Source organism: Hymenobacter crusticola (assembly GCF_002154225.1).
GTDB lineage: Bacteria > Bacteroidota > Bacteroidia > Cytophagales > Hymenobacteraceae > Hymenobacter > Hymenobacter crusticola.
In genome coordinates, this window is the sequence record NZ_MTSE01000018.1 from 56,975 (window position 1) to 76,665 (window position 19,691).

Here is a 19,691-nt window from a genome sequence, read left to right on the forward strand (position 1 = left end):
ATGATTTGCTGGGGGAAGAACGTTACCGGGTCGCCCCCTACAAAGTAAGTATAGCTATCCGTTGGCGTTTTTTCGTAAAAGGCCAGACTGAGATGAAAACCGACCTGAAGAACCCTATGCGCGAGGACGGAACAGTACTGGATTCTATTAACACCTGCTTTACGGAGGAGCTTGTTCAGCAATTAAGCAATACGCTGAGCCAAAGCCCCTCACAAATAAAGCAGGTGCTGGATCGGGTTGTGCCGTTGGTAGTCAACAGTCTGCAAAATTGGGTAGCGCGGCCCACTGGCGTGGAAGTGCTTTGGAACCTAACTCATTACGCGCACCAAGCTAGGTTTCTCGCTCAGCTGGCCACGCCAGCCGCCTTCGAAGGTCGCGGCGTTCGGCTCATGCAAGAGCTGCTCGGCGCTACGTACGCCAGCATCACGCCGCCGCTCCGCACGGTGACCCATGTATCGGAGCCAGCTTTTGCGGCTTTGATGGAAGTAGCCGTGGCCGCCGTGCTAGGCACTTTTGGCAAGTATGCCGCTGATCATCAGCTTGATGCTACTCGCCTGAGCCATTGGCTGCGTCAGCAGCAAAGCATAGCAGCGGCCCAACCGCTGCAGCCCACCACCATGCCTCCTCCCAGCCCGGCGCAACGTCCGGCGCCCCTACGCCCCGAACCCGAAGTACTCCACCGCCACACTGTAGCTGGCGCCGGCACGTGGGAGAAAGTAGGCGGTGGCATCACCTACACCCCTAGCCGCTCTAGGTCGTGGCTGACCAAGCCGCGCCGCTGGCAGCTTGCCCTAGCCGCCGCCCTGTTGCTCGGGGTGGGTTACCTGATCAGCCTATTCTTCTCCGATTCTGAGTTCACCCCGGCGACCGTCACGCCCCCCGCGGTTGAGGTGGCTAGTCCGGCTGCTGCTAACGCCTTGCCAGCCAGCTACAATGAGGCCGACGCTGCCAGCGCCGCACCGCGCACAACCAACCTGCCGGCCGGTCACTACGACCCCGTTACCGACACCTACATCTACACCATTGGCCAGCCCCTGGTGCTCACGCTGCCCGACGGCAGCCAGCAGCGCGTGGGCTCCAACTCCACCGAGTACCGCCTCTACCACCTGCTCACCGATCCGCGCCAGCGCCTCGAAACGCAAAATACGCCTTCCGAATGGATCAACGTCGACCGGGTGTACTTTACTCCCGGCCAAGCCACGCTCACCGCTGAGTCGCAGCAGCAACTGCAGAACCTAGCCAGCATCCTGCGCGCCTTCTCCCAGGCTCGCATCAAGCTAGGGGGCTACACCGATAGCACCGGCAACGCGGAAAAGAACCTGCTGCTAAGCCAAAGCCGCGCGTCGGCAGCCATGCAGGCGCTGGTTAAGCTAGGAGTTGATGCCAACCGGTTGCAGGCCGAAGGCTATGGTGCCCAAGACTTTGTGGCCTCTAATGTAGGCCCAGTAGGCCGGGCCCTGAATAGACGATTGAGCTTGCGCGTACTCAATCCGGCCAGTGCTTCTACGCCCGTTGGGGCCCTAGGTGCCGTGCCTGCTGCCGCGGCAGCCTCCGTGGCCGCGCCGGCGCATCAGGCTACCAAGGTGATCAAAAAGCGCCGCGTCACCCGGCGCCGGCCCAAAAAGGGGAAGTGGTTTCAGGGTTTGTTCAAGAAGATTCGCGGCAAACGTGCCCAGCGCAAAAGCTAGGGTTGATGATTCTGGCCTGCTCTGCGGCCTCTCCCCTACTGCCGCCACCGGGTTTAGCCCTAAACCGCGACGAGACTTTTTGCTTGTAAGCTGCTCGTTTTTTCGGCGGGAAACTCCAGCACAAACGTGGTGCCCTGCCCTAGCTCACTTCGCACCTCAACTCGAATATTAAGCAGCGCGCAGGCCTTCGCCACAATCGACAGGCCGAGGCCCATACCGTCTATTTCCTTGTGCGCCAGAGCGTCGGAGCGGTAGAGTGGGTCGAAGATCTTGCCTAGGTCCGTGGAGCGAATGCCGATGCCTTGGTCGGTGATGGTGCACTGCACTCGGTGCCCAAGGCCTCCTAGCTTAATGCTGATGGCAGAGCCAACCGGCGAATATTTCACGGCATTCGCCAGCACATTGTCCAGGATCAGGTCGAGCAAGTACGGATCGGAGATGATGAGCGGCGTGTCTTGGTCCTGCACGTCCACGCGGATGTGCTTGGTACCGAGGTCGGCGCGCTGGCGATAGAGCACGTCGTGCACGCTACTCAATACCGATAGTTCTTGGCGGTTTAAGGCTACTTCTTTGGCTTGGTTTTCAAACCGGGCGAGCAGCAGGAGCTGCTCCACGAGTTGCGTCAGCCGGTCGATTTCACGGATGCCTAGGCTGATATTTTCTACGTACTCAGCCGCGCTGCGAGGTTTGCGAATGAGCACTTCCAAGGTACCCTTAAGCACGGCTAGCGGGGTGCGCAGCTCGTGGGAGGCATCGGCGGCAAATTGCTTTTCGCGCTCTACGGCCTGTTCGATGCGGTGCAACAAGCCGTTGATGGCGCTGGCTAGGGTGTGCAACTCATCAGGGCGCGGAGGCAGGGCAATGCGCTCCGTTAAGTTACTGCGAGTAATGCGGTTGGTGGTAGCCGTAATCTGGGTGATTGGGGCAATGCTGCGACCGGCCAGTAAGCGCGCAATGCCAAATAGCACCACCAACACCAACGGGAACGACAGCAATAGCACCGTTTCGAGGCTGCGCAGCACATGTTGGGCAGCCTCTGCCGAAATAGCTGCTAGCAAGTACCCCACCGGCTTGCCGCGCTCCACAATTGACACCTGCACCTGCCGGATGGCCTTGCCGTGCAAAGTCGAATTCAGGGGCACCCGCCCATCCGTAGGGTCATCGAAGGTGAGTTGGTTGGCTTTCAGGTTGGGCGAGCGGTCCATCAGCCGCCCCTGCAAGTCGTTCACCTGAATAAACACTGGATCGATCTGCACTTCGCGGTGCTCCTCTTCCTCCCACTCACCTTTGTGCGCAAACACAATGGAGTGGTTCGCAATGGAGAGTTCCTTGCGGTGTTTGGCGGCCTCGAAGCGCAGGTTGGTATCGAGCCCCGAATACACGCGCTGTTGCACCACCACAAACACCACCAGGTATACCACCGCTATCAGGGCGGCCGTCACGAGCATGTATTGCAGAGCAATACGGTCTTTGAAAGCGAGAAACATAAATTTCGTTAGCGTAACTGAGTAGCCAAGTAGTTGATTAACTGAGCTTACAACTTCAACCTCATCCAATTATTCAACCACTTCACTACTCTCTTGCGACGTAGCCGATGCCGCGGATGGTTTGCAAGTACTCTTCGTCTTTGCTCAGGCGCAGCTTCTTACGCAACGCGTTCATGTACACGTCAATGACGCCCGTGTTGTACTCAAAATGAATATCCCACACTTGCTCAATGATCTTCTGGCGCCGACAAACTTCCCCCTTGTGCCGCAGCAAGTACTCCAACAGGGCAAACTCTTTCTGCGTGAGCAAAATTTCCTCGCCGTCCTTATACACTTGGTGCCTAGCGACGTCGAGCACGATGGGCCCGACGGAGAACCGCTCGGGCGCGGCCGCGGTGGTGCGCAGCTGCACCCGAATGCGCTCCAACACCTCGTCGAAGTGAAAAGGCTTTTTGATGTAGTCGTTGGCGCCAGCCTGCAACCCCGCTACCGTGTCTTGCACCGTGTCTTTGGCCGTCAGAAAGATCAGCGGCGTTAGGTTCTGCTGAGCGCGAAGCTGCTTGCAAAGCGCTAGGCCTGTGAGTCCTGGCAGCATCCAGTCCACGAGCAGCAGATCGTAGGGCTGTCCGAGGGCTTGGCGCAGACCCGCCGAGCCGGTAGCGGCCACATCGACGCCATAGCCTTCCTCTTCCAACCCTTGCTTCAGAAAACGGGCAATGCCGGGTTCGTCTTCGATTACCAATATCCGCATACAGTAAGGTAAAGAGTCAACAGCTTGTTTAGCAACGGATTATTTACCCAATCCCAAGCTGGCTTTTGCATTCCCAACACGAAGTACGCGGATTAGGTGGCTGGGCGCTAGTGTGGCTGCAGCTCTTAAGCAAAGCTTAAGGTTGGCTAGGCGCCAACTCATTTCTTAAATCTTGCTTAAAAAGACACTATCCCGAGCGGGGCTGCGTATGCTAATTACAGTTTTAATCTCATTTTAATCTTCAAGCTTCCGTTACTGGTCATGCGTTTTATTGCCCTTTGTCTTTTTGCGCTATTCACGGTTTTTGGCGCCCAGGCCCAGTCTACCGCCCCTACGTGGACCACTGACCTTAACGCAGCTTTGCAAGAAGCCAAAGCGACCAATAAGCCCGTGCTAGCGGTTTTCTCCGGTTCCGACTGGTGCAAACCCTGTATCATGCTCAAGCAGGAAGTCTTCGATCAGCCGGAGTTTGCTGAGTACGCCAAGGATAAGCTAGTGCTAGCCCGCTTTGACTTTCCGCGCAGCAAGAAGAATAAGCTTTCGGCCGAGCAAACGAAGCAGAACGAGCAGGCGGCGGCCCAGTTCAATAAAGAGGGCGCCTTCCCGCTGGTGGTACTGCTTTCCCCCGAGGGCAAGGTGCTGGCCAAAACGGGGTACCGCCCCGGAGGCCCCGCCGCTTACGACGCCTACCTCACGCAGCTTTTGGCCAAGCGCTAACCCCTATGCCTCGCTCATTCAGGTGGCCGTGGTTTGTTCTAGCGTTGCTCATCAGCGCACTCGCTAACTTTCTTCCGGCGCATGCCCAAAGTCCGACGACGTCGCGCAAGCCGCGCAACTTCACCCGCGAAGCGCACCTGATGGGGTCGCACTTCACCTTCACGGCCGTGTCGGATGATGATTCGCTGGCATGGCGGGCGCTGCGGGCGGCCATCCGCGAAACGCAGCGCATTGATCGGCTGTGCTCTTACTGGTATTCTACTTCGCAAATCACGCAGATCAATCGCGCCGCGGGCCTGCACCCGGTGGTGGTCGCGCCGGAAGTGTACGACCTGATTGGGCGCACCCTGAAGCTTTCGGCGCTGAGCGGTGGGGCCTTCGATATCACCTTCGCCGGTGGGGAGAAAATCTATACGTTCGACCGACAGGCGCACGCCGGCTTGCCCGACTCGGCGGTGGTGCGCGCCTCCGTGCGACGCATCAACTACCACAACGTACTCCTCGACCCGGCGCAACACTCGGTGATGCTACAGGAACCCGGTATGCGCCTGAACCTAGCCGGCATTTTGCAGGGCTACGGCGTGCGACGGGCCCAAGCGCTGATGAAGCAGATGGGCATTCGGGGCGGGCTGATCAACGGCTCGGGCGATATTTCCTGCTGGGGCCGGCAGGGCGACGGCTCTCTGTGGCGCATTGCCATCGGCGACCCGGCTTTTCCGCAGTCGGTGTCTTCCTGGCTCACGGTGACGGACGTAGCCGTTGTGACGGCCGGCAACTACGAGCAGTACTTCACGGTGCACGGCAAGTACTATGGCCACATCATCGACCCGCACACCGGCTACCCGGCTACTGGCTTGCGCTCCGTCACCATCATTTGCCCCGACGTAGAGCTAGCCGACGGCCTCGACGAGGTGGTGTTTGTGAAAGGCCCTGAAGAAGGGCTAGCCTTTATCAACCAGCTCAAAGGCGTCGACTGCACGCTCATTACCAACGACGGTCGGACGCTCACCTCAAAGGGCATGGCGGTCAACTATTACTCCACCCAAAAACCACCGGCGGTATCTACCTCCACACCCTAACGAACATGAGTTACAAGCATTGGCGTCAGGCACTAGTTGGCGTGCTGCTCCTGGCCAGTAGTGGCGGCCTGACGAGTTGCGTATCGGTGGCAGCCTACCAAAAGGTATACCTCAACGACGAGGATATGAAGCTAGCTAACAAACCGATTGAGACCTACGAAACCAATTTCGAGAGCTACCGCGAAGGTGCCGGCGGCGCCAACGGTGGCAAGGTGGGTGGCGGCTGTGGTTGCAACTAAGCCGCCACCCACCTTGCTCGTACGGGGCTAGGTAGCACCTGCCTAGGTTTATGGTTTTCTATGGTTTTCCGTCGCTCACTTCCCTTCTCATGCCCCGCATCTTTACTCACCTTATAATTCGTCTGGCGGCGGCCGTGCTTTTCACGTTGGCGCCAGTGCTCGTCTGGGCGCAGGCCACGCCCACCCCCAACCGGGTAGATGGCTACGGCGCTCCAAACCCGCCGGCCGCGGCACCTAGCCCCGCTACCAACGGAGAAACGCAGGTTGACATCCTGATGAGCTACTACGAACAAGATGGCCACCACGGCGCCGTAGAAGGCGGCATCGGCACCCAGCACCTTACCGATCTGACGCCCACCATTATTCTGAATGTGCCGCTCGATTCGGCCACGCGGCTGTCGGCCAATGTGGGGCTAGACTATTACGCGTCGGCGTCCACCGACCGAATCGACCAGGTGCTGTCGTCTCCTTCTTCCCACGATGCGCGCTACCACGCCGATTTCGGGTACTCGCACACCCTCGCCGACAAGCGCACCACTGTGGGCCTAGGGGCTGGCGCGTCCAACGAGTACGATTACCGCTCCTTCAACGTGACGGGCTCCTGGGCGCACGCCTCCCCCGACGGCAACCGCGAGCTGAGCGTAGCCGCGCAGGCTTTCTTCGACCGGGCTACACTCATCCGCCCCGCCGAGCTGCGCAGCGGCCGCAACCAGGAGCATGGCTCGGGCTTCGATACGCGCCAGAGCTACAACCTGAACATTGTATACTCGCAAGTACTATCGCAGCGCTTGCAAGTAGCCGTGAGCACTGAGCTAGTCGCCCAGCAGGGGTTGCTCAGCACGCCTTTTCACCGGGTGTATTTCAAGGAAACGGGAGGTACCCTAGGTTCAGCCAAAACAGAGCTCTTGCCCCGCCAGCGCTACAAATACCCTGTAGGACTGCGCCTGACCTACTACGCTACCGACTTGGTGCAAGTGCGCGGCTTCTACCGTTTCTACAACGACAACTTCGGCATTCGGGCGCACACGGCCGAGCTGGAAACACCTATCAAGATCACGCCTTTCTTTGTACTCTATCCCTTTTACCGCTACCACACCCAAACAGCCGCTACGTACTTTGCGCCCTACCTAGAGCACTCCACCGCTGATACCTACTACACCTCCGACTACGACCTAGCTGCTTTCTCGGCCAACAAGCTAGGGTTGGGGATACGCTACTCGCCCGTGTATGGCATTGGCCGTTTCAAAACGCCCTTCGGCAGCCGCATTGCCAAGTTCAAGAGTCTGGATCTGCGCTACGCCTACTACCGCCAGAATACGGGTCTTACCGCTAGCCTCGTCAGCGCCGATTTCTCTTTCACTATGCCTTAGGTTTTCTTCAAAACCTAAAAAATACGCGGCCGGGCCTGATCAACCAGCACGTATTTCTATGGCAGACAACTCTTTGCTAGGTAGCGTGCCCAGCAAAGTTTACGTACTTAGCTTCGTCCATCAGCTTTCAGTCGTATGGTTAACGCCCAGCATGCGCACACCGAGCAACATCTCACCAGCTCAGCCATGTTACAAGATATTGTCATTGGCCTTTCCGATGGCCTGACGGTGCCTTTTGCGCTAGCAGCGGGTTTGAGCGGGGCGGTGCAGTCGTCCGCGCTGGTCATCACGGCGGGGCTGGCCGAGGTGGTGGCGGGTTCCATTGCCATGGGCCTAGGTGGATATCTGGCGGGCCGCACCGAAATAGAGCACTACGCCTCCGAGCTGGCGCGCGAGCACCGCGAAGTGCGAGACATTCCCGAGGCTGAGCGCGCCGAAGTCGACGAGCTGCTTGCCGATATGGGCCTCTCCCCGGCAACCCGTGCGGCGGCTGTCCGGGAGCTCACCGCCGACCCCGAGCAATGGGTGCAGTTCATGATGAAGTACGAGCTAGGACTGGAGGAGCCCGATCCGAAGCAGGCCCCCAAAAGTGCCGCCACGATCAGCTTAGCGTATGCGCTCGGCGGTTTGGTCCCGCTCAGTGCTTATTTCTTCACAAGTACTCCGGCCGAAGGGCTAGGTTGGTCGGCGGTGATTACGCTGCTTTGCTTGCTGGTTTTTGGCTACCTCAAGAGCCGCATGACGGGGCAGCCCCCCGTTTGGGGCGCCCTGAAGATGGCCACGACGGGCGCCTTGGCGGCTGCCGCCGCTTTTCTGGTCGCCCGTCAGTTCTCCTAACCTAGGCTTCGGGCGCTGCCTAGCCGCTGAGCACCCATCAGCCAGTGGCTCTTGCCAGCCGGAGAATGAGTTGACACAGGTCGGCTTCCTCAAAAGGTTTTGTCAGCCAGGCGTTCATACCTGCGGCTAAATAGGCTTCACCATCATCCGTGAAGGCATTGGCCGTCAAGGCGATAATAGGAACCCGCGCGCGGGCAGCATCCGTGTGCTGCCGGATGGCTCGCGTCACCCCGACCCCACTTAAGCTAGGCATCTGAATATCCAGGATAGCCACGTCGTAGGCCTTGGCTTTCAGTAGCTCCAGGGCATCTTGGCCGTTGCCAACTGCTTCTACCTGCATGCCCCAATGTTCGAGCATCACCGTTGCCAGCCACTGATTTACGAGGTTGTCTTCGGCTAATAAGATCCGTAAGCCGCGTAGCTGCTCGTAGTCGACGGCCGGAACGGCATCGGCGCTGGGTGCGACTTCCACAACCCGAGGAAAAGTCAGGACAAAGGAGAAAGTAGTGCCCTTGCCTAGCTCACTGCAGAGTTGCAGCGTGCCGCCCATGTGGTGAATCAGTTGCTCACTGATAGCCAGCCCGAGCCCCGTTCCTCCAAAGCGCTGGCTGGTATGCGCATTGGCCTGCGTGAAGGCTTCGAAGATATGGATCTGCTGCTCCGGGGCGATGCCGATGCCTGTGTCGCGCACCCAAAAGCGCATCGCCAAGGCACTCGGCGTATCAGCCACCACGGCCGTGCCTAGCTCCACAGTACCTTGTTCCGTAAACTTAATGGCGTTGCTGAGCAAGTTCAGCAGCACTTGGTGGAGGCGATAGGCATCCCCCAGCACGTGCGGATCGATCAAGGAGCAAGGCGTCATATGAAGCTCGAGTCCCTTCTGCTCCGCTAAAGAAGCCACGGTTTGCAGGGCGCCCTGCAAAGTCACACTCAGGTCGAACGGCGCACGATCAATCTGCATGTGGTTGGCCGTAATCTTGGCCATGTCGAGCACATCATTCACCAGTGCTAGCAAGTGCTGGCCAGCCCGCTGCATGGTGTGCAAATATTCCCGTTGGGAAGCGGTAAGCGCCGTGCGCTCCAGGAGCTTGGCCATCCCAAGCACCCCATTCAGGGGGGTCCGGATTTCGTGGCTCATACGCGCCAAAAACGCTTCCTTGGCACGGGCATTCTCCTCGGCTAGCTGTTGTGCTTTCTTAAGCGCGGTGATGTCAGTGCTCACAATAAGCACTTCCTGTTGGCCTTTCACGCGCTCCAAGGGGCTCATGTGCACCTGCAAAAGGCGTTGCTCGCCCGATTTTAGCGTCAACGGCAGTTCCGTAACCAGAGGTTTCTGGGTCGTTAGTACTTGCTGACGATAGTGCTGGATCTGCCGCAGTTGCTTCTGTACCTCTGGACTTTTCTCCCCGCTCTGAATATGCTCGCTTCGGGCAGCCATCTCCTCGAAGAGCTTGTTAGCAAACGAAACCTGACCACCGTGATTGACCACGTACACGATGTTGGGCAGCGTATCGACGATGAGACGAATGAAAGCCTGTTGCTCCCGAATGAGCTCCTCGCTTTGACGTTGGCGCTCCTCGGCGGCGTAGCGAGCCGAAATATCCAAGCCCGACCCTACCACCAAGCGCAAGGACCCATCAGGATTGAACACGGGCCGCAGGTGGCGTAGTATTCGCCGCTGGCTCGCATGACCGTCCTGCATTTCTTCCCACAACACATCCTCTCGGGTAGTTGCTGCCTGATTGAAAAACGCTTCTCGTTGGTGGGCTAGCTCCGCAGGCCGCTGCCGATACGCGCAGTATTCGGCATTCGTTTTACCAATAACCCAGCTCCGTATTTCCGGGTTAGTAATGGAAGCCGGATTAACGAACACATAGCGATGCTCGGCATCGAACACCGCAATGTCAACCGGCAGCAAGTTCAAAATCGACTCGTAGAACTCTTGCTGTTGAGCAGCCTTTTCCTCCGCTAGCTTCCGCGCGGTGATGTCGATGCCCGAGCCGATCAGCAGCCGAACCGAGCCATCGGCCTCAATAACCGGACTTAGGTGGCGGAGCAGGTGCCGCGGAGTAGGCCCGTCGAGCAGTGCTTCCTCCCACTGCAGTTCCTGCCGGCTCGCCATGACCTGCGCAAACATCTGTTCTCTTTGCTCTCTTACTACCTGCGGAATAGCCCGGTAACGACAAGCTTCCTCGCTCGTTTTTCCTATCATCCATTCCCGCACCACCGGATCGGGCTCTACCGCTGTATTCAAAAACCGGTACCGGAATTCGGCATCTACGACGGCCACCGCGGCCGGTACCTGCGCTAGAATATTTTCATAGAATGTACGCTGCTCGGCCACTTGCTGCTCGGCGTGGTAGCGGGCGGTAATGTCCGTGGTGTACAGGGTTACCAAATCCTCATTCGGCACGACAACGACCGTGACGAGGTAGCGCCGCTCGGCAAGCACCAGTTCCTGCCGGTGCCCGTGGGTAGTGGCGAAAGCATAGTGCATGAACCCTAGCAGCTGCTCTCGCACCACCTCATGGGCTTCAAATGCCTGCACCAACGGCTTGGCCGCCGGGTTAGCATAAAGGATAGTTCCATCGGAAGCTAGCCTCAAAATGGGATCAGGGTTTTGCTCTGGTATATAGGAAAGTGTAGTGAGCAGGGCGTCGCGCTGGTAGCGCTCGGTCACATCACGGTAGCATATGAGCCGCCCTGCCTGGGCCTGATCAAGCACCAGATAATCTAGCTCCAGCACTCGCCCGTTTGCCAGAACAAACTCCTCATTCAGCACCGTCTTACCGGCTATATGCAGCGCTTTGGCCCGCGCGGCAAAATCAGCGGGGTCCAGAAAAGCTTCGTCGATATAAACAGTATCGGGCGGAATAGGCGGATATACCTCAGCAATAGTTGACCCGTTGGCTAAGCCAAACAGCTCTCTAAAATACTGATTCACATACAGAATCTGACCTTCTTCGCTAACTAGTAAGATCCCAATACGCAGAGTCTCCACCAGGGCACTCAGTTGGCTTTGCTGGCGCTGCGCACTCTGGTTTACGCTGGTGAGCTGCTGCTCCAGCGCGGCAATACGCGCCTCGGCCGCTAGCAGAGCCGCTTCCATCTGCTCGCGGCTTTTTTGCGCTGCTACTGGTAAATTTCCATCATTGGGGAAGGAAGGCCGAGCTTGAGCCATAACTTCAAAAAGGCAATAAGAAGTACACTAATTGTAAACAGCAATAGCAATCTTTATCCATCATGAACAAAACACCTTAATCAAAATTCAAAATAATGATATACGATAAAAATAAGTATTTATAGAATCTAGCTTGTTCTTACACGATAGACATTTATTCTATCACAGAATATTTTAATTAAATCTTTCTTCTACTTATTTATTCCAAAAAGATGATTACGCCTGCCTACAGGGCATAAACTCAGTATATACCCCATCATAATAGCCTGACTACTACCTGTATTTCACTAAAGAAGCAAGTTATTGGCCATTTTACCAGCCTACACGCAACCCCAGCACGATTCTAAATTTGACACTTCTAGTTCTCATTTTGCATCGTTTATTTCAATCCAGTAGCCATCAGGGTCTTGCAAATAAATCTGTTTTACGCCGTCCACTCTCAAAGTTGGCTCTTTGCCTTCCCCTTTTAAGTTGGTATAGGCAACACCTAGCTTTTCCAAGTGGTTGGTAAAATCGGACAAGGTTGCCACGCTGAAACACAGGTGTACATTCTTATCGGTGCTGATCTTGCACTGGCGCTGAATAATATGGAGCTGAAGCCCTGGCCCGATTGTGAGCCACGTATGCAAACCGTCATTGAACGGGTTAGGCACCTCATCTAGCAGCAATACCGTGCGGTAGAAGGTCGTGCTTCGCTTCAGATCCTGCACGCAGAGGGCAGCATGATTGAAGACGGGCGCTAAGCGGGACTTTGCTTGCCCCGTGGCGGCTCGTGAAGCGCTCAAGCCGCAGAGTAGTACCAGAGTAAACAGCGTTATTTTCATTCTCCAAGGTAATGATTGCAACTGTTTCAGCAGTACCTAGCTGCTACAAGAAATGGGTCTTCTCCCGGAGTGCCACAAACGACAAGTCGTGAGCGGCGCTCCGGGAGAAGACCCATTTCTTGTAGGCAGTCGGAGGGAGTTACCTAGCCCCGAGCAGCAGCCCTAGCACGTGTGACCAGACCAGGGCAAATAATGTTAACACAACGGCGAACAGCAGCCCTAGCATTAGCCACCAATACAGTCGCCGTTCGGGGCAAGTCGGCTGTGGCCACCACAGCATAAAAGGTAGAATCAGCGGCACCATGCTTTCCAAGCCTCTACCACCAGCTAGGTGCAGGTTTGCGCCCGTAATAACCGCTACCAGCGCACTTAGCAATAATAGATACTGCTGCCAACGGGGCAGATCGGGTACGAGTACCATCTTCTGATATGCTAGCTAGTACGGGGTAGGGTACTAACGCCTGCGTAGTAGCGGCCTTTGGGTTGGCTCCCCTTGCTCAAAGGGCTCATTCTCACCCGTTCTGCATTAACTAAAGTAAGGCTACGCTGAAGGCAAACTCCTGGTAGTAGTGCTAAACTGATGCTTCGTGCGAGCGACCTAGCGATTGAGATAACTGGAACTGCACCTCGGATGATTGCTTTCTTTTGTTTGCGGAAAGAAAAAGTATAGGGCATAATCTATCAGGAAGGAATAAGGAAATGGGTTACTGCGTATATCAAGGAAGACCGACAACATACTCGTAGCAGCTTCAGGATGAGGTCCGCTTGAAAACGCGCATTCAGAGAATAATTCGTTTTGCAGAGAGCATCCCAAACGCGAGCCAACTTCTTCTAGCGACTGTCGCTGGATCTCAGCATAGTACTAAAGCGAAGCGCATGCCCCCTTACGTGCAAGAAGGAAGCCAGTCAGAGCAGCGAGGCCGCACAAAATTTCATTTGTAAAGTCTACTCCTTGGCAAGCACTTGCCATTCAGAAGTTTAAAAAGCTCAGAAGAAAGCGCCAGAGCGCCACACGTAGTTTGTAGCTTTTTTGAAGTTGCACGAGGTGTGAATAAACGAACAGGAGAAAACTACCTAACCGGCAATTTTCTCCTGTTCGTTTATTCACACCTGATACTATACTAGCAAAGAATCATCCCGCCGTGTCAAAGGTGATACCGGTCAGTTCTTCAGTCAAGCGCCACAAGCGTTTGGCAGAGGCGGCATCCACTGCATAAGGCTTTACCCCGGCTGACATCTCTTGCCCGAGCGACAGTGTGGCTATATCTACATCTTCACAATACACTCCACCGATGTTATTTAACGACGGACTCGTCGCACACCAGATTGTAGTAGCAGCCCCTTGCGGAATGGTTTTGAGCGAGGCAATGACCTCCGGAACAATGTTTCCTTGGGCATCATAAAAACCGAATCGCTGTAGCAATTCCAACGGGGCTTCTCTCACTAGCTCAGTCCCCCAAATACTGCCGGGGTGCACTGCGTACGCTCTCACGCCAAACGCTTTGGCCCGATTATCCAATTCCAGCGAAAACAGGTTGAGCGCGGTTTTGGATTGCCCATACGCGGCTAAGGTTTCGTAGTCCCGGTGCTCAAAATTCGGGTCTTCAAAATCGAACGGCGCAAACTGGTGCCCCAGCGAGGAAACGTTGACTACGCGGGCACCATTCGCTTTTTTCAACGCCTCCCACAACCTAGCCGTTAGTTGAAAAGGCGCTAAGTAGTTGGTGGCTAGTTGCGATTCTACGCCCCGAGTATTTCGGCGCAATGGCACGAACATAATGCCAGCGTTATGAATAAGCAGGTGCAAGGGTCTGCCCGAAGCTAAGAACGTGGTTGCAAAGGCATCGATGGAGTCCGGGTTTAGGAGGTCCATTTCTGCCAGTTCTACATTGGTCACTCCCGCCAAATTTTCCTGGGCCTTATCCAAGCTTCTCGCGGGCACGATGACGGTTGCCCCGGCGGCGGCAAGCGTCTTGGTGGTTTCTAAGCCAATGCCCGTGTAGCCACCCGTGACAATGGCTATTTTGCCGGCCAAGCTCACCCCCGCGATTACCTCACTGGCCGTGGAAGCGGCCGTAAAGCCCGAACCAAGCGGCGCTTGTAAGGCGCCGTTATCATTAGTCTGTTCCATTTTTGCTTGTTGCTGTTCCGTTGAAAAAGGCCACTTATGTCAGCGCTCCACCTTATTTCATCAGGCTGATATTGGTCATTCCGCCGTCTGCTAGAATCTCCGTTCCGACAATAAATGAAGAGTCATCAGAGGCCAAGAAGACCGCTAATTTTCCCATCTCAGCGGGTAGCCCCATACGGCCCACGGGAATCAGGTCTTTCCACACTTGCTTCACCTGGTCTAGCTGCTCCTGCGGTACTATTTTGCCGAAGACTGGGGTATCAATAGAACCGGGCGACAAAGCGTTTACGCGGATGTTTCTGGCTAATAAATCCAACGATAACCCTTTCGCCAAGGAGATAATGGCGGCTTTAGCCGCTCCATAAATCGTCATGCCCGGGGCGGCCCGGTGAGCAGCACTCGACCCGATAAGAATGATGGAGGCTCCATCATTAAGGTAAGGAAGGGCTTTTTGAACCGTGAAGTAGGCACTCTTTAAATTCAGGTCCATATACCGGTCATAGTTGTCTTCCGTGACATCCATGATGGCGGCCATGGGGCTGCCATCAACGACCCCGCCCGCATTCACCACCACCGTATCAATCTTGCCGAACCGCTCGGAGGTGTCTTTGAAAATCCGTTCCAGGTCTTCCATCTTGGTTACGTCGCCTGGGATGCCGATAAAGCCGGCTCCTAGTTCCTGGACGGATTGGTTAAGGGTTTCTTGATTTCTCCCCGTGATAGTGCCGATGGCTCCTTCATTTTGGAGGGCTTCGGCAATGCCGAAACCAATACCACTATTGCCGCCCGTTACGACAGCGACTTTATTCTTGAGCTTGCTCATTTCAGTTTATTTGTGATTGTGCGCTGCAAAGCTAAAATCACTTTGTTACTTTTAGAAACTTTATAACTGAAAGTAACAGTAACCTAGAGGTAACAAGGTAACTTCTGTGTGCCACCCACCTAGGCCATAGCAGCGAGATGGAGCGAAGACCAGACCTAGCCAGATGAAACTACCATCCGCTCACCTTTTGGTACTTGCTACTGCAACAGCGTCACCCGCTTGCACGGACCTAGGTGCAGCCCTACCGCGAGAGGCTAGGAGTCACGCTGCCGGTGTTACAGGCCGTAAATACCGCCCGAAACGGATATCTTTTCCCCAGTGATCCATGCGGCATCATCCGAAGCCAGAAACACGGCTACTTTGGCAATATCCTCTGGCTGCCCAGTCCGACCTAGGGGAGTTGTAGCCACTAAGCGGGTTTCCGCCTCGCTACCGATAAAGCCGCCACTGCGCGAACCTTCCGTTTCCACGATGCCGGGCAGAATGGAGTTGATGCGGATATTACGGCCACTAAATTCCTTCGACAACGCCGTGGTCATGGCGTCTAAGGCCGCTTTGGAGGCTGAATAAACGGACCCCGTAGGCAAGGGCGTTCTACCGGCCTCAGAACTGATGTTGATGATGTTGCCTCCCCCCTCGCCAAACAGTTGTAGCGCGGCTTGGATGGCGAGCACCGTGCCCCACACGTTGATGTTGAAATGCTGATGAAACGATTCTGCCGAAACCTCTTCAATCGGTTCGTACTGATAAATGCCCGCATTGTTGACCAGGATGTCTAAGGTGCCGAATGCCGCTTTGGTTTCGGCGAACAACCGGCGTACATCGGCTTCGTTCGACACATCTCCCTGCACCGAAATAGCTGTGCCCCCGTTATCGGTAATGGCTTTCACTACTGTGTCGGCCCCCTCCTTGCTGGAGGCGTAATTCACTACCACGTTGGCTCCTTCGGCGGCAAAATAGGTCGCGATAGCTGCGCCTATTCCTTTCGAGGCTCCAGTAATCACGGCCACTTTGTTCTGTAATTTGCTCATCTGCTCGTTTGCTTAAGATTATGAGCCGCAAAGCTAGATTCACATTGTTTCTTTTAGCAACTTTGTAACGAAAAGTAACAGTAACCTAGAGGTAACAAAGTAACTTATGACATGCCAACCCCGTCAGAATGACGAACACAAAAAGGAGATGCGGGCCGTCCAGGATTCGATGGACGTGCTGAATGGCAAATGGAAAATTTCGATCATCTCTTCTATTTGCTACTACAACAAAAGACGGTTCTCCGATATTCTGAACGACGTCGTTGGCATCTCCAATAAGATGTTGAGCAAAGAATTGAAAGAGTTGGAAATCAATCAGCTCATCAAACGAACCGTCTTGGACACCCAGCCCATCACGGTGCAGTATGAGCTGACGGACCATGGCCTCACGTTGAAAACCATTATTCAGCACCTAACAGATTGGGGAATAGCCCATCACGAAAAAATATTCGGAAAGTAGTTTTGTGCTCATCCTTACTGCTCCTGAACCTGCCCGGCGCATACGATTCCTCGGACCAGCCGCACGCCTTCACGTAGCTGGTGGCCGAGAACAGTGCGAGCTAGGTCACAGCAGCCAAGGACGTACAACACGAACTGCCGCCCAAGAAGGCCCACAGTGGCTCCGGGCGCGAGTGCCCGATTCAGCACGCTCAAGAGCAGCGCAATGCGGCTACGTATTACAACCTAGGTTTGTCATTGCCGTGTGGCGGTGTTGGCGCATCTCCCACCTAAAGCGCCTGTTCTACTTTATCGAAGCTAGGGCTCGGCGTTTTGCTGGCTCGCTAACCACTGCACGCCCATTAGGGCCGCTATGCGGTTGAGCTCCCTGCTTAGCTAGGGCGCTCCTACCCTGCTGCTGAACCCAGTCAACGACCTAGCACCAAAGAATGCAGCAGGCCGGGCAACGTGCAACGTGCACCCGGCGCGTAAGCAGTTGCGGCCACCGTGGAAAGTAAGTATTTCTACTGAGGCTGGGCTACTTGGCTACCCTTGTCTTGGTCGGCGCACTCCTTCTGCAGCCTAACTGTTCAAGGAAGAACCCGTTTGTGCGCAGTTTAAGAATATGCGAAACTGAGTTACAAACGTTGTTTTACGAAGGTTTTTTTGCTGGCCGTAGTTGTGCACAAAACGATCCTTTTTGTCTGGTTTATTATTCCGTAGTTATCCAGCGGTAAATCCGTAGTTATGCGGAAATCATCCGTAGTAGTCGCTTTTTTCTAACCGTATAACTACGGTATGGATGATCTTTCGACGGAAGCGGCCCGGCGCCGTGCCATTGCCTGGGCCACCGCCCTGGCTGCCAATACCCCCCTGGAACCACAGGCCTACGAACAGGCCCTACTCGATGAATATGCCGTGGGCGCCCTCTCGCTGGAACAGGTGCTACGGCTACTCGATGAGCGCGTGAAGCACGTGCTCTACCGCAGTCGGGCCACGCAAGCCTTCGATGAGGAAGAGCTCAGCGAGCTGCTGGCCGAATCACGGTCTTGGAACGGGAGGCACGGCATCACCGGCCTGCTGTGCTACAGTAATCGCCAGTTTGTGCAGTTGCTAGAAGGCAAGTCTAACCCCGTCGACTTGCTCTATGCTCGCATTCAGCGCGACCCCCGCCACCAGCAAGTGACTACCCTGAGCACGGCCCATAGTGCGCAACGCTTTTTTGCGGATTGGCAGATGGGCTTTGTGACCGTGGATGAAGGCGAATTTCATTGGGTGCTAACGAGTTTGGATCATCCCAGCCATAACGCGTCCCTCATCGAACAGTACGTGCAAGATCCGCATTTGCGCACCCTGCTAGAAGCCTTTAGTCAGGTGTAAGTATCTACGCACCTGACAACGTAGCCAAGTCTTTGGGGTCTTATTTGAGGATCCCGTCTATTCATGTGACGAGCAGAAACCTAGCTTTGATATCCCTTACGATAACACATTGGATGACAAGAGCATAAATAGAAATAGCGTGCCCCCGTTCCAAAACATACTAGGAGCCACGCTCTTGCCATCAAGTCGGTTTTAAATCAAATAGAGCGATGAGCAGGTTGTAAGCAGTGTATTCTTTTTTTTAGAGAAACCTAGCTTATGTCTTCTAACGCTCTTTTTTCGCCATTTTCCCTGAAATCCCTCCACCTCAACAACCGGGTGGTGATGGCTCCCATGACCCGCTCGTTCTCACCCAATGGCGTGCCGGGCGTTGATGTGGCCGCCTACTACCGTCGCCGGGCTGAGGGCCAAGTAGGTTTGATTCTGACCGAGGGCACCGTCGTGGAACGCCCGGCCTCTTCCAACGACCCCAACATTCCGCACTTTTATGGCGAGCAGGCCTTGGCAGGCTGGCAGCATGTAGTAGACGAAGTACATGCTGGCGGTGGCAAGCTAGGTCCGCAGCTTTGGCACATGGGCGTGATGAACGAACACCGCTCGGGCTGGACACCGGCCCAGCCTTTCGAAGGCCCCTCAGGCATGGTAGCGCCCGGTGTGGCGAAAGGCAACGCCATGACGGAGAACGACATCACGGACACTATCGCGGCCTTTGGTCGGGCAGCGGCCGATGCCAAGCGCCTAGGCTTCGACTGCCTGGAGTTGCACGGGGCGCACGGTTATCTCATCGACCAATTCTTCTGGCATGGCCTCAACCAGCGCACTGATGCCTACGGTGGCCCTGATCTCACGGACCGCAGCCGCCTGGCCGTGGAACTGGTGCGCGAAGTACGCCGGCAGGTAGGCGAAGACTTTGTGATCAGCTTGCGTCTCTCGCAGTGGAAGCAGCAAGACTACCAGGTGAAGCTAGTGCACACGCCCCAAGAAATGGAAACCTGGCTGACGCCGCTCGCGGAGGCCGGCGTGGATATTTTCCACTGCTCGCAACGCCGATTCTGGGAAGCCGAGTTTGAGAACGAAGGCTCCGATTTGAACTTTGCGGGGTGGGTGAAAAAGCTCACGGGCCAAGCTACAATCACGGTCGGCTCGGTAGGGCTGTCTGGCGAGTTCCTAGCGGGCTTCGCGGGAGAGGCCTCCGTACCCAATGCGCAGTCGCTCGACGAATTGTTGCGCCGCCTCGACCGCGGCGACTTCGACCTAGTAGCCGTGGGCCGTTCGCTGATTGTGGAGCCAGACTGGGTAACGAAAATCCAGCAGGGCCGCGCTAAGGAGCTGAAAGGCTTCAGCCGCGAAGCCCTCGGTACGCTGGTGTAGCTACCATTGGCTTGATTATCCAACGGCCCTCGTGGCGAAGCTTATTGCTTCACCACGAGGGCCGTTGCGGTAGGATCGTTTTACCCGCTGCCACTTCTACCAGGTAGGAGTTTTCGCTCATGCACCAAGGCCATCCTGCTATTCCTGGTTGCTGTGCTGAACCCTGCCCCGTTACTGTAACGAACCATGTGCCGTCCGGCGCACTTGCGGGTCTAGCGTAGGACCATGTTCAGGACACGTTGTGCGTGCATAGTGGTCAATAGATTAGCTATGACAACGTCCATCCTGCGCTGCAACTAAGCGTGGTGACTGAGGAAGGTACAAGCAATCAACCTAGGTGCGCG

17 protein-coding genes are annotated in these 19,691 nt (G+C 55.7%); 9 read left to right on the forward strand and 8 right to left on the reverse strand.

Annotated elements, in window-relative coordinates:
* The first annotated feature begins 92 nt into the window (after nt 1-92).
* Nucleotides 93-1,688, forward strand: a complete 1,596-nt coding sequence (locus tag BXP70_RS22585; RefSeq protein ID WP_143436634.1) for an OmpA family protein — start codon at nt 93-95, stop codon at nt 1,686-1,688.
* A 59-nt stretch (nt 1,689-1,747) separates the two neighbouring features.
* On the opposite strand, the gene BXP70_RS22590 is transcribed toward BXP70_RS22585, so the two are convergent.
* Together BXP70_RS22590 and BXP70_RS22595 are read right to left on the reverse strand one after the other, a co-directional pair.
* Nucleotides 1,748-3,175, reverse strand: a complete 1,428-nt coding sequence (locus BXP70_RS22590) for a sensor histidine kinase (protein WP_086596393.1) — start codon at nt 3,173-3,175, stop codon at nt 1,748-1,750.
* An 85-nt stretch (nt 3,176-3,260) separates the two neighbouring features.
* Nucleotides 3,261-3,926, reverse strand: coding sequence for a response regulator transcription factor (locus BXP70_RS22595; RefSeq protein WP_086596394.1), 666 nt, complete (start codon nt 3,924-3,926; stop codon nt 3,261-3,263).
* A gap of 261 nt (nt 3,927-4,187) precedes the next feature.
* Here BXP70_RS22595 and BXP70_RS22600 point away from each other — a divergent pair, with 261 nt between their 5' ends.
* From BXP70_RS22600 to BXP70_RS22620, 5 genes are all read left to right on the forward strand, one after another.
* Complete coding sequence (locus tag BXP70_RS22600) at nt 4,188-4,643, forward strand: thioredoxin family protein (protein WP_086596395.1); 456 nt, start codon at nt 4,188-4,190, stop codon at nt 4,641-4,643.
* Between the two features lie 5 nt (nt 4,644-4,648).
* Nucleotides 4,649-5,722 (forward strand): FAD:protein FMN transferase, encoded by a 1,074-nt coding sequence (locus BXP70_RS22605; protein ID WP_086596396.1) that lies wholly within the window; start codon nt 4,649-4,651, stop codon nt 5,720-5,722.
* Between the two features lie 5 nt (nt 5,723-5,727).
* Entirely contained in the window at nt 5,728-5,961 is a 234-nt protein-coding gene (locus BXP70_RS22610; protein WP_086596397.1) for a DUF4266 domain-containing protein, read from the forward strand.
* Nucleotides 5,962-6,050: 89 nt separating this feature from the next.
* Nucleotides 6,051-7,331: a DUF3570 domain-containing protein gene (locus tag BXP70_RS22615; RefSeq protein ID WP_179197785.1), complete on the forward strand. Its 1,281-nt coding sequence runs from the start codon at nt 6,051-6,053 to the stop codon at nt 7,329-7,331.
* A gap of 135 nt (nt 7,332-7,466) precedes the next feature.
* Nucleotides 7,467-8,168 carry a VIT1/CCC1 transporter family protein gene (locus tag BXP70_RS22620; protein WP_086596399.1) on the forward strand — a complete coding sequence of 234 codons (702 nt, stop codon included), beginning with the start codon at nt 7,467-7,469 and terminating at the stop codon, nt 8,166-8,168.
* Nucleotides 8,169-8,205: 37 nt separating this feature from the next.
* Here the strand turns inward: BXP70_RS22620 and BXP70_RS22625 are convergent, their stop codons facing one another.
* The 6 genes from BXP70_RS22625 to BXP70_RS22650 form a co-directional block, all read right to left on the reverse strand.
* Nucleotides 8,206-11,349 (reverse strand): PAS domain-containing protein, encoded by a 3,144-nt coding sequence (locus BXP70_RS22625; protein WP_086596400.1) that lies wholly within the window; start codon nt 11,347-11,349, stop codon nt 8,206-8,208.
* Nucleotides 11,350-11,714: 365 nt separating this feature from the next.
* Nucleotides 11,715-12,173 carry a VOC family protein gene (locus BXP70_RS22630; protein ID WP_086596401.1) on the reverse strand — a complete coding sequence of 153 codons (459 nt, stop codon included), beginning with the start codon at nt 12,171-12,173 and terminating at the stop codon, nt 11,715-11,717.
* Between the two features lie 139 nt (nt 12,174-12,312).
* On the reverse strand, nt 12,313-12,594 hold the full coding sequence (locus tag BXP70_RS22635; RefSeq protein WP_086596402.1) for a hypothetical protein: 282 nt from the start codon (nt 12,592-12,594) through the stop codon (nt 12,313-12,315).
* A 711-nt stretch (nt 12,595-13,305) separates the two neighbouring features.
* Nucleotides 13,306-14,304 carry an SDR family NAD(P)-dependent oxidoreductase gene (locus BXP70_RS22640; protein WP_086596403.1) on the reverse strand — a complete coding sequence of 333 codons (999 nt, stop codon included), beginning with the start codon at nt 14,302-14,304 and terminating at the stop codon, nt 13,306-13,308.
* Between the two features lie 52 nt (nt 14,305-14,356).
* Nucleotides 14,357-15,127, reverse strand: a complete 771-nt coding sequence (locus tag BXP70_RS22645; protein ID WP_086596404.1) for an SDR family oxidoreductase — start codon at nt 15,125-15,127, stop codon at nt 14,357-14,359.
* Nucleotides 15,128-15,402: 275 nt separating this feature from the next.
* A complete protein-coding gene (locus tag BXP70_RS22650; protein WP_086596405.1) occupies nt 15,403-16,158 on the reverse strand; it encodes an SDR family NAD(P)-dependent oxidoreductase in 756 nt (251 codons plus the stop codon).
* Between the two features lie 106 nt (nt 16,159-16,264).
* On the opposite strand from BXP70_RS22650, the gene BXP70_RS22655 reads away from it, so the two are divergent.
* The 3 genes from BXP70_RS22655 to BXP70_RS22665 all read left to right on the forward strand — a co-directional run bounded on the left by BXP70_RS22655 (nt 16,265) and on the right by BXP70_RS22665 (nt 19,347).
* Entirely contained in the window at nt 16,265-16,618 is a 354-nt protein-coding gene (locus BXP70_RS22655; RefSeq protein ID WP_086596406.1) for a winged helix-turn-helix transcriptional regulator, read from the forward strand.
* 776 nt (nt 16,619-17,394) lie between these two features.
* Nucleotides 17,395-17,976, forward strand: a complete 582-nt coding sequence (locus tag BXP70_RS22660; protein ID WP_086596407.1) for a BLUF domain-containing protein — start codon at nt 17,395-17,397, stop codon at nt 17,974-17,976.
* 258 nt (nt 17,977-18,234) lie between these two features.
* Nucleotides 18,235-19,347 (forward strand): NADH:flavin oxidoreductase, encoded by a 1,113-nt coding sequence (locus BXP70_RS22665; protein ID WP_086596408.1) that lies wholly within the window; start codon nt 18,235-18,237, stop codon nt 19,345-19,347.
* Nucleotides 19,348-19,691 lie beyond the last annotated feature (344 nt).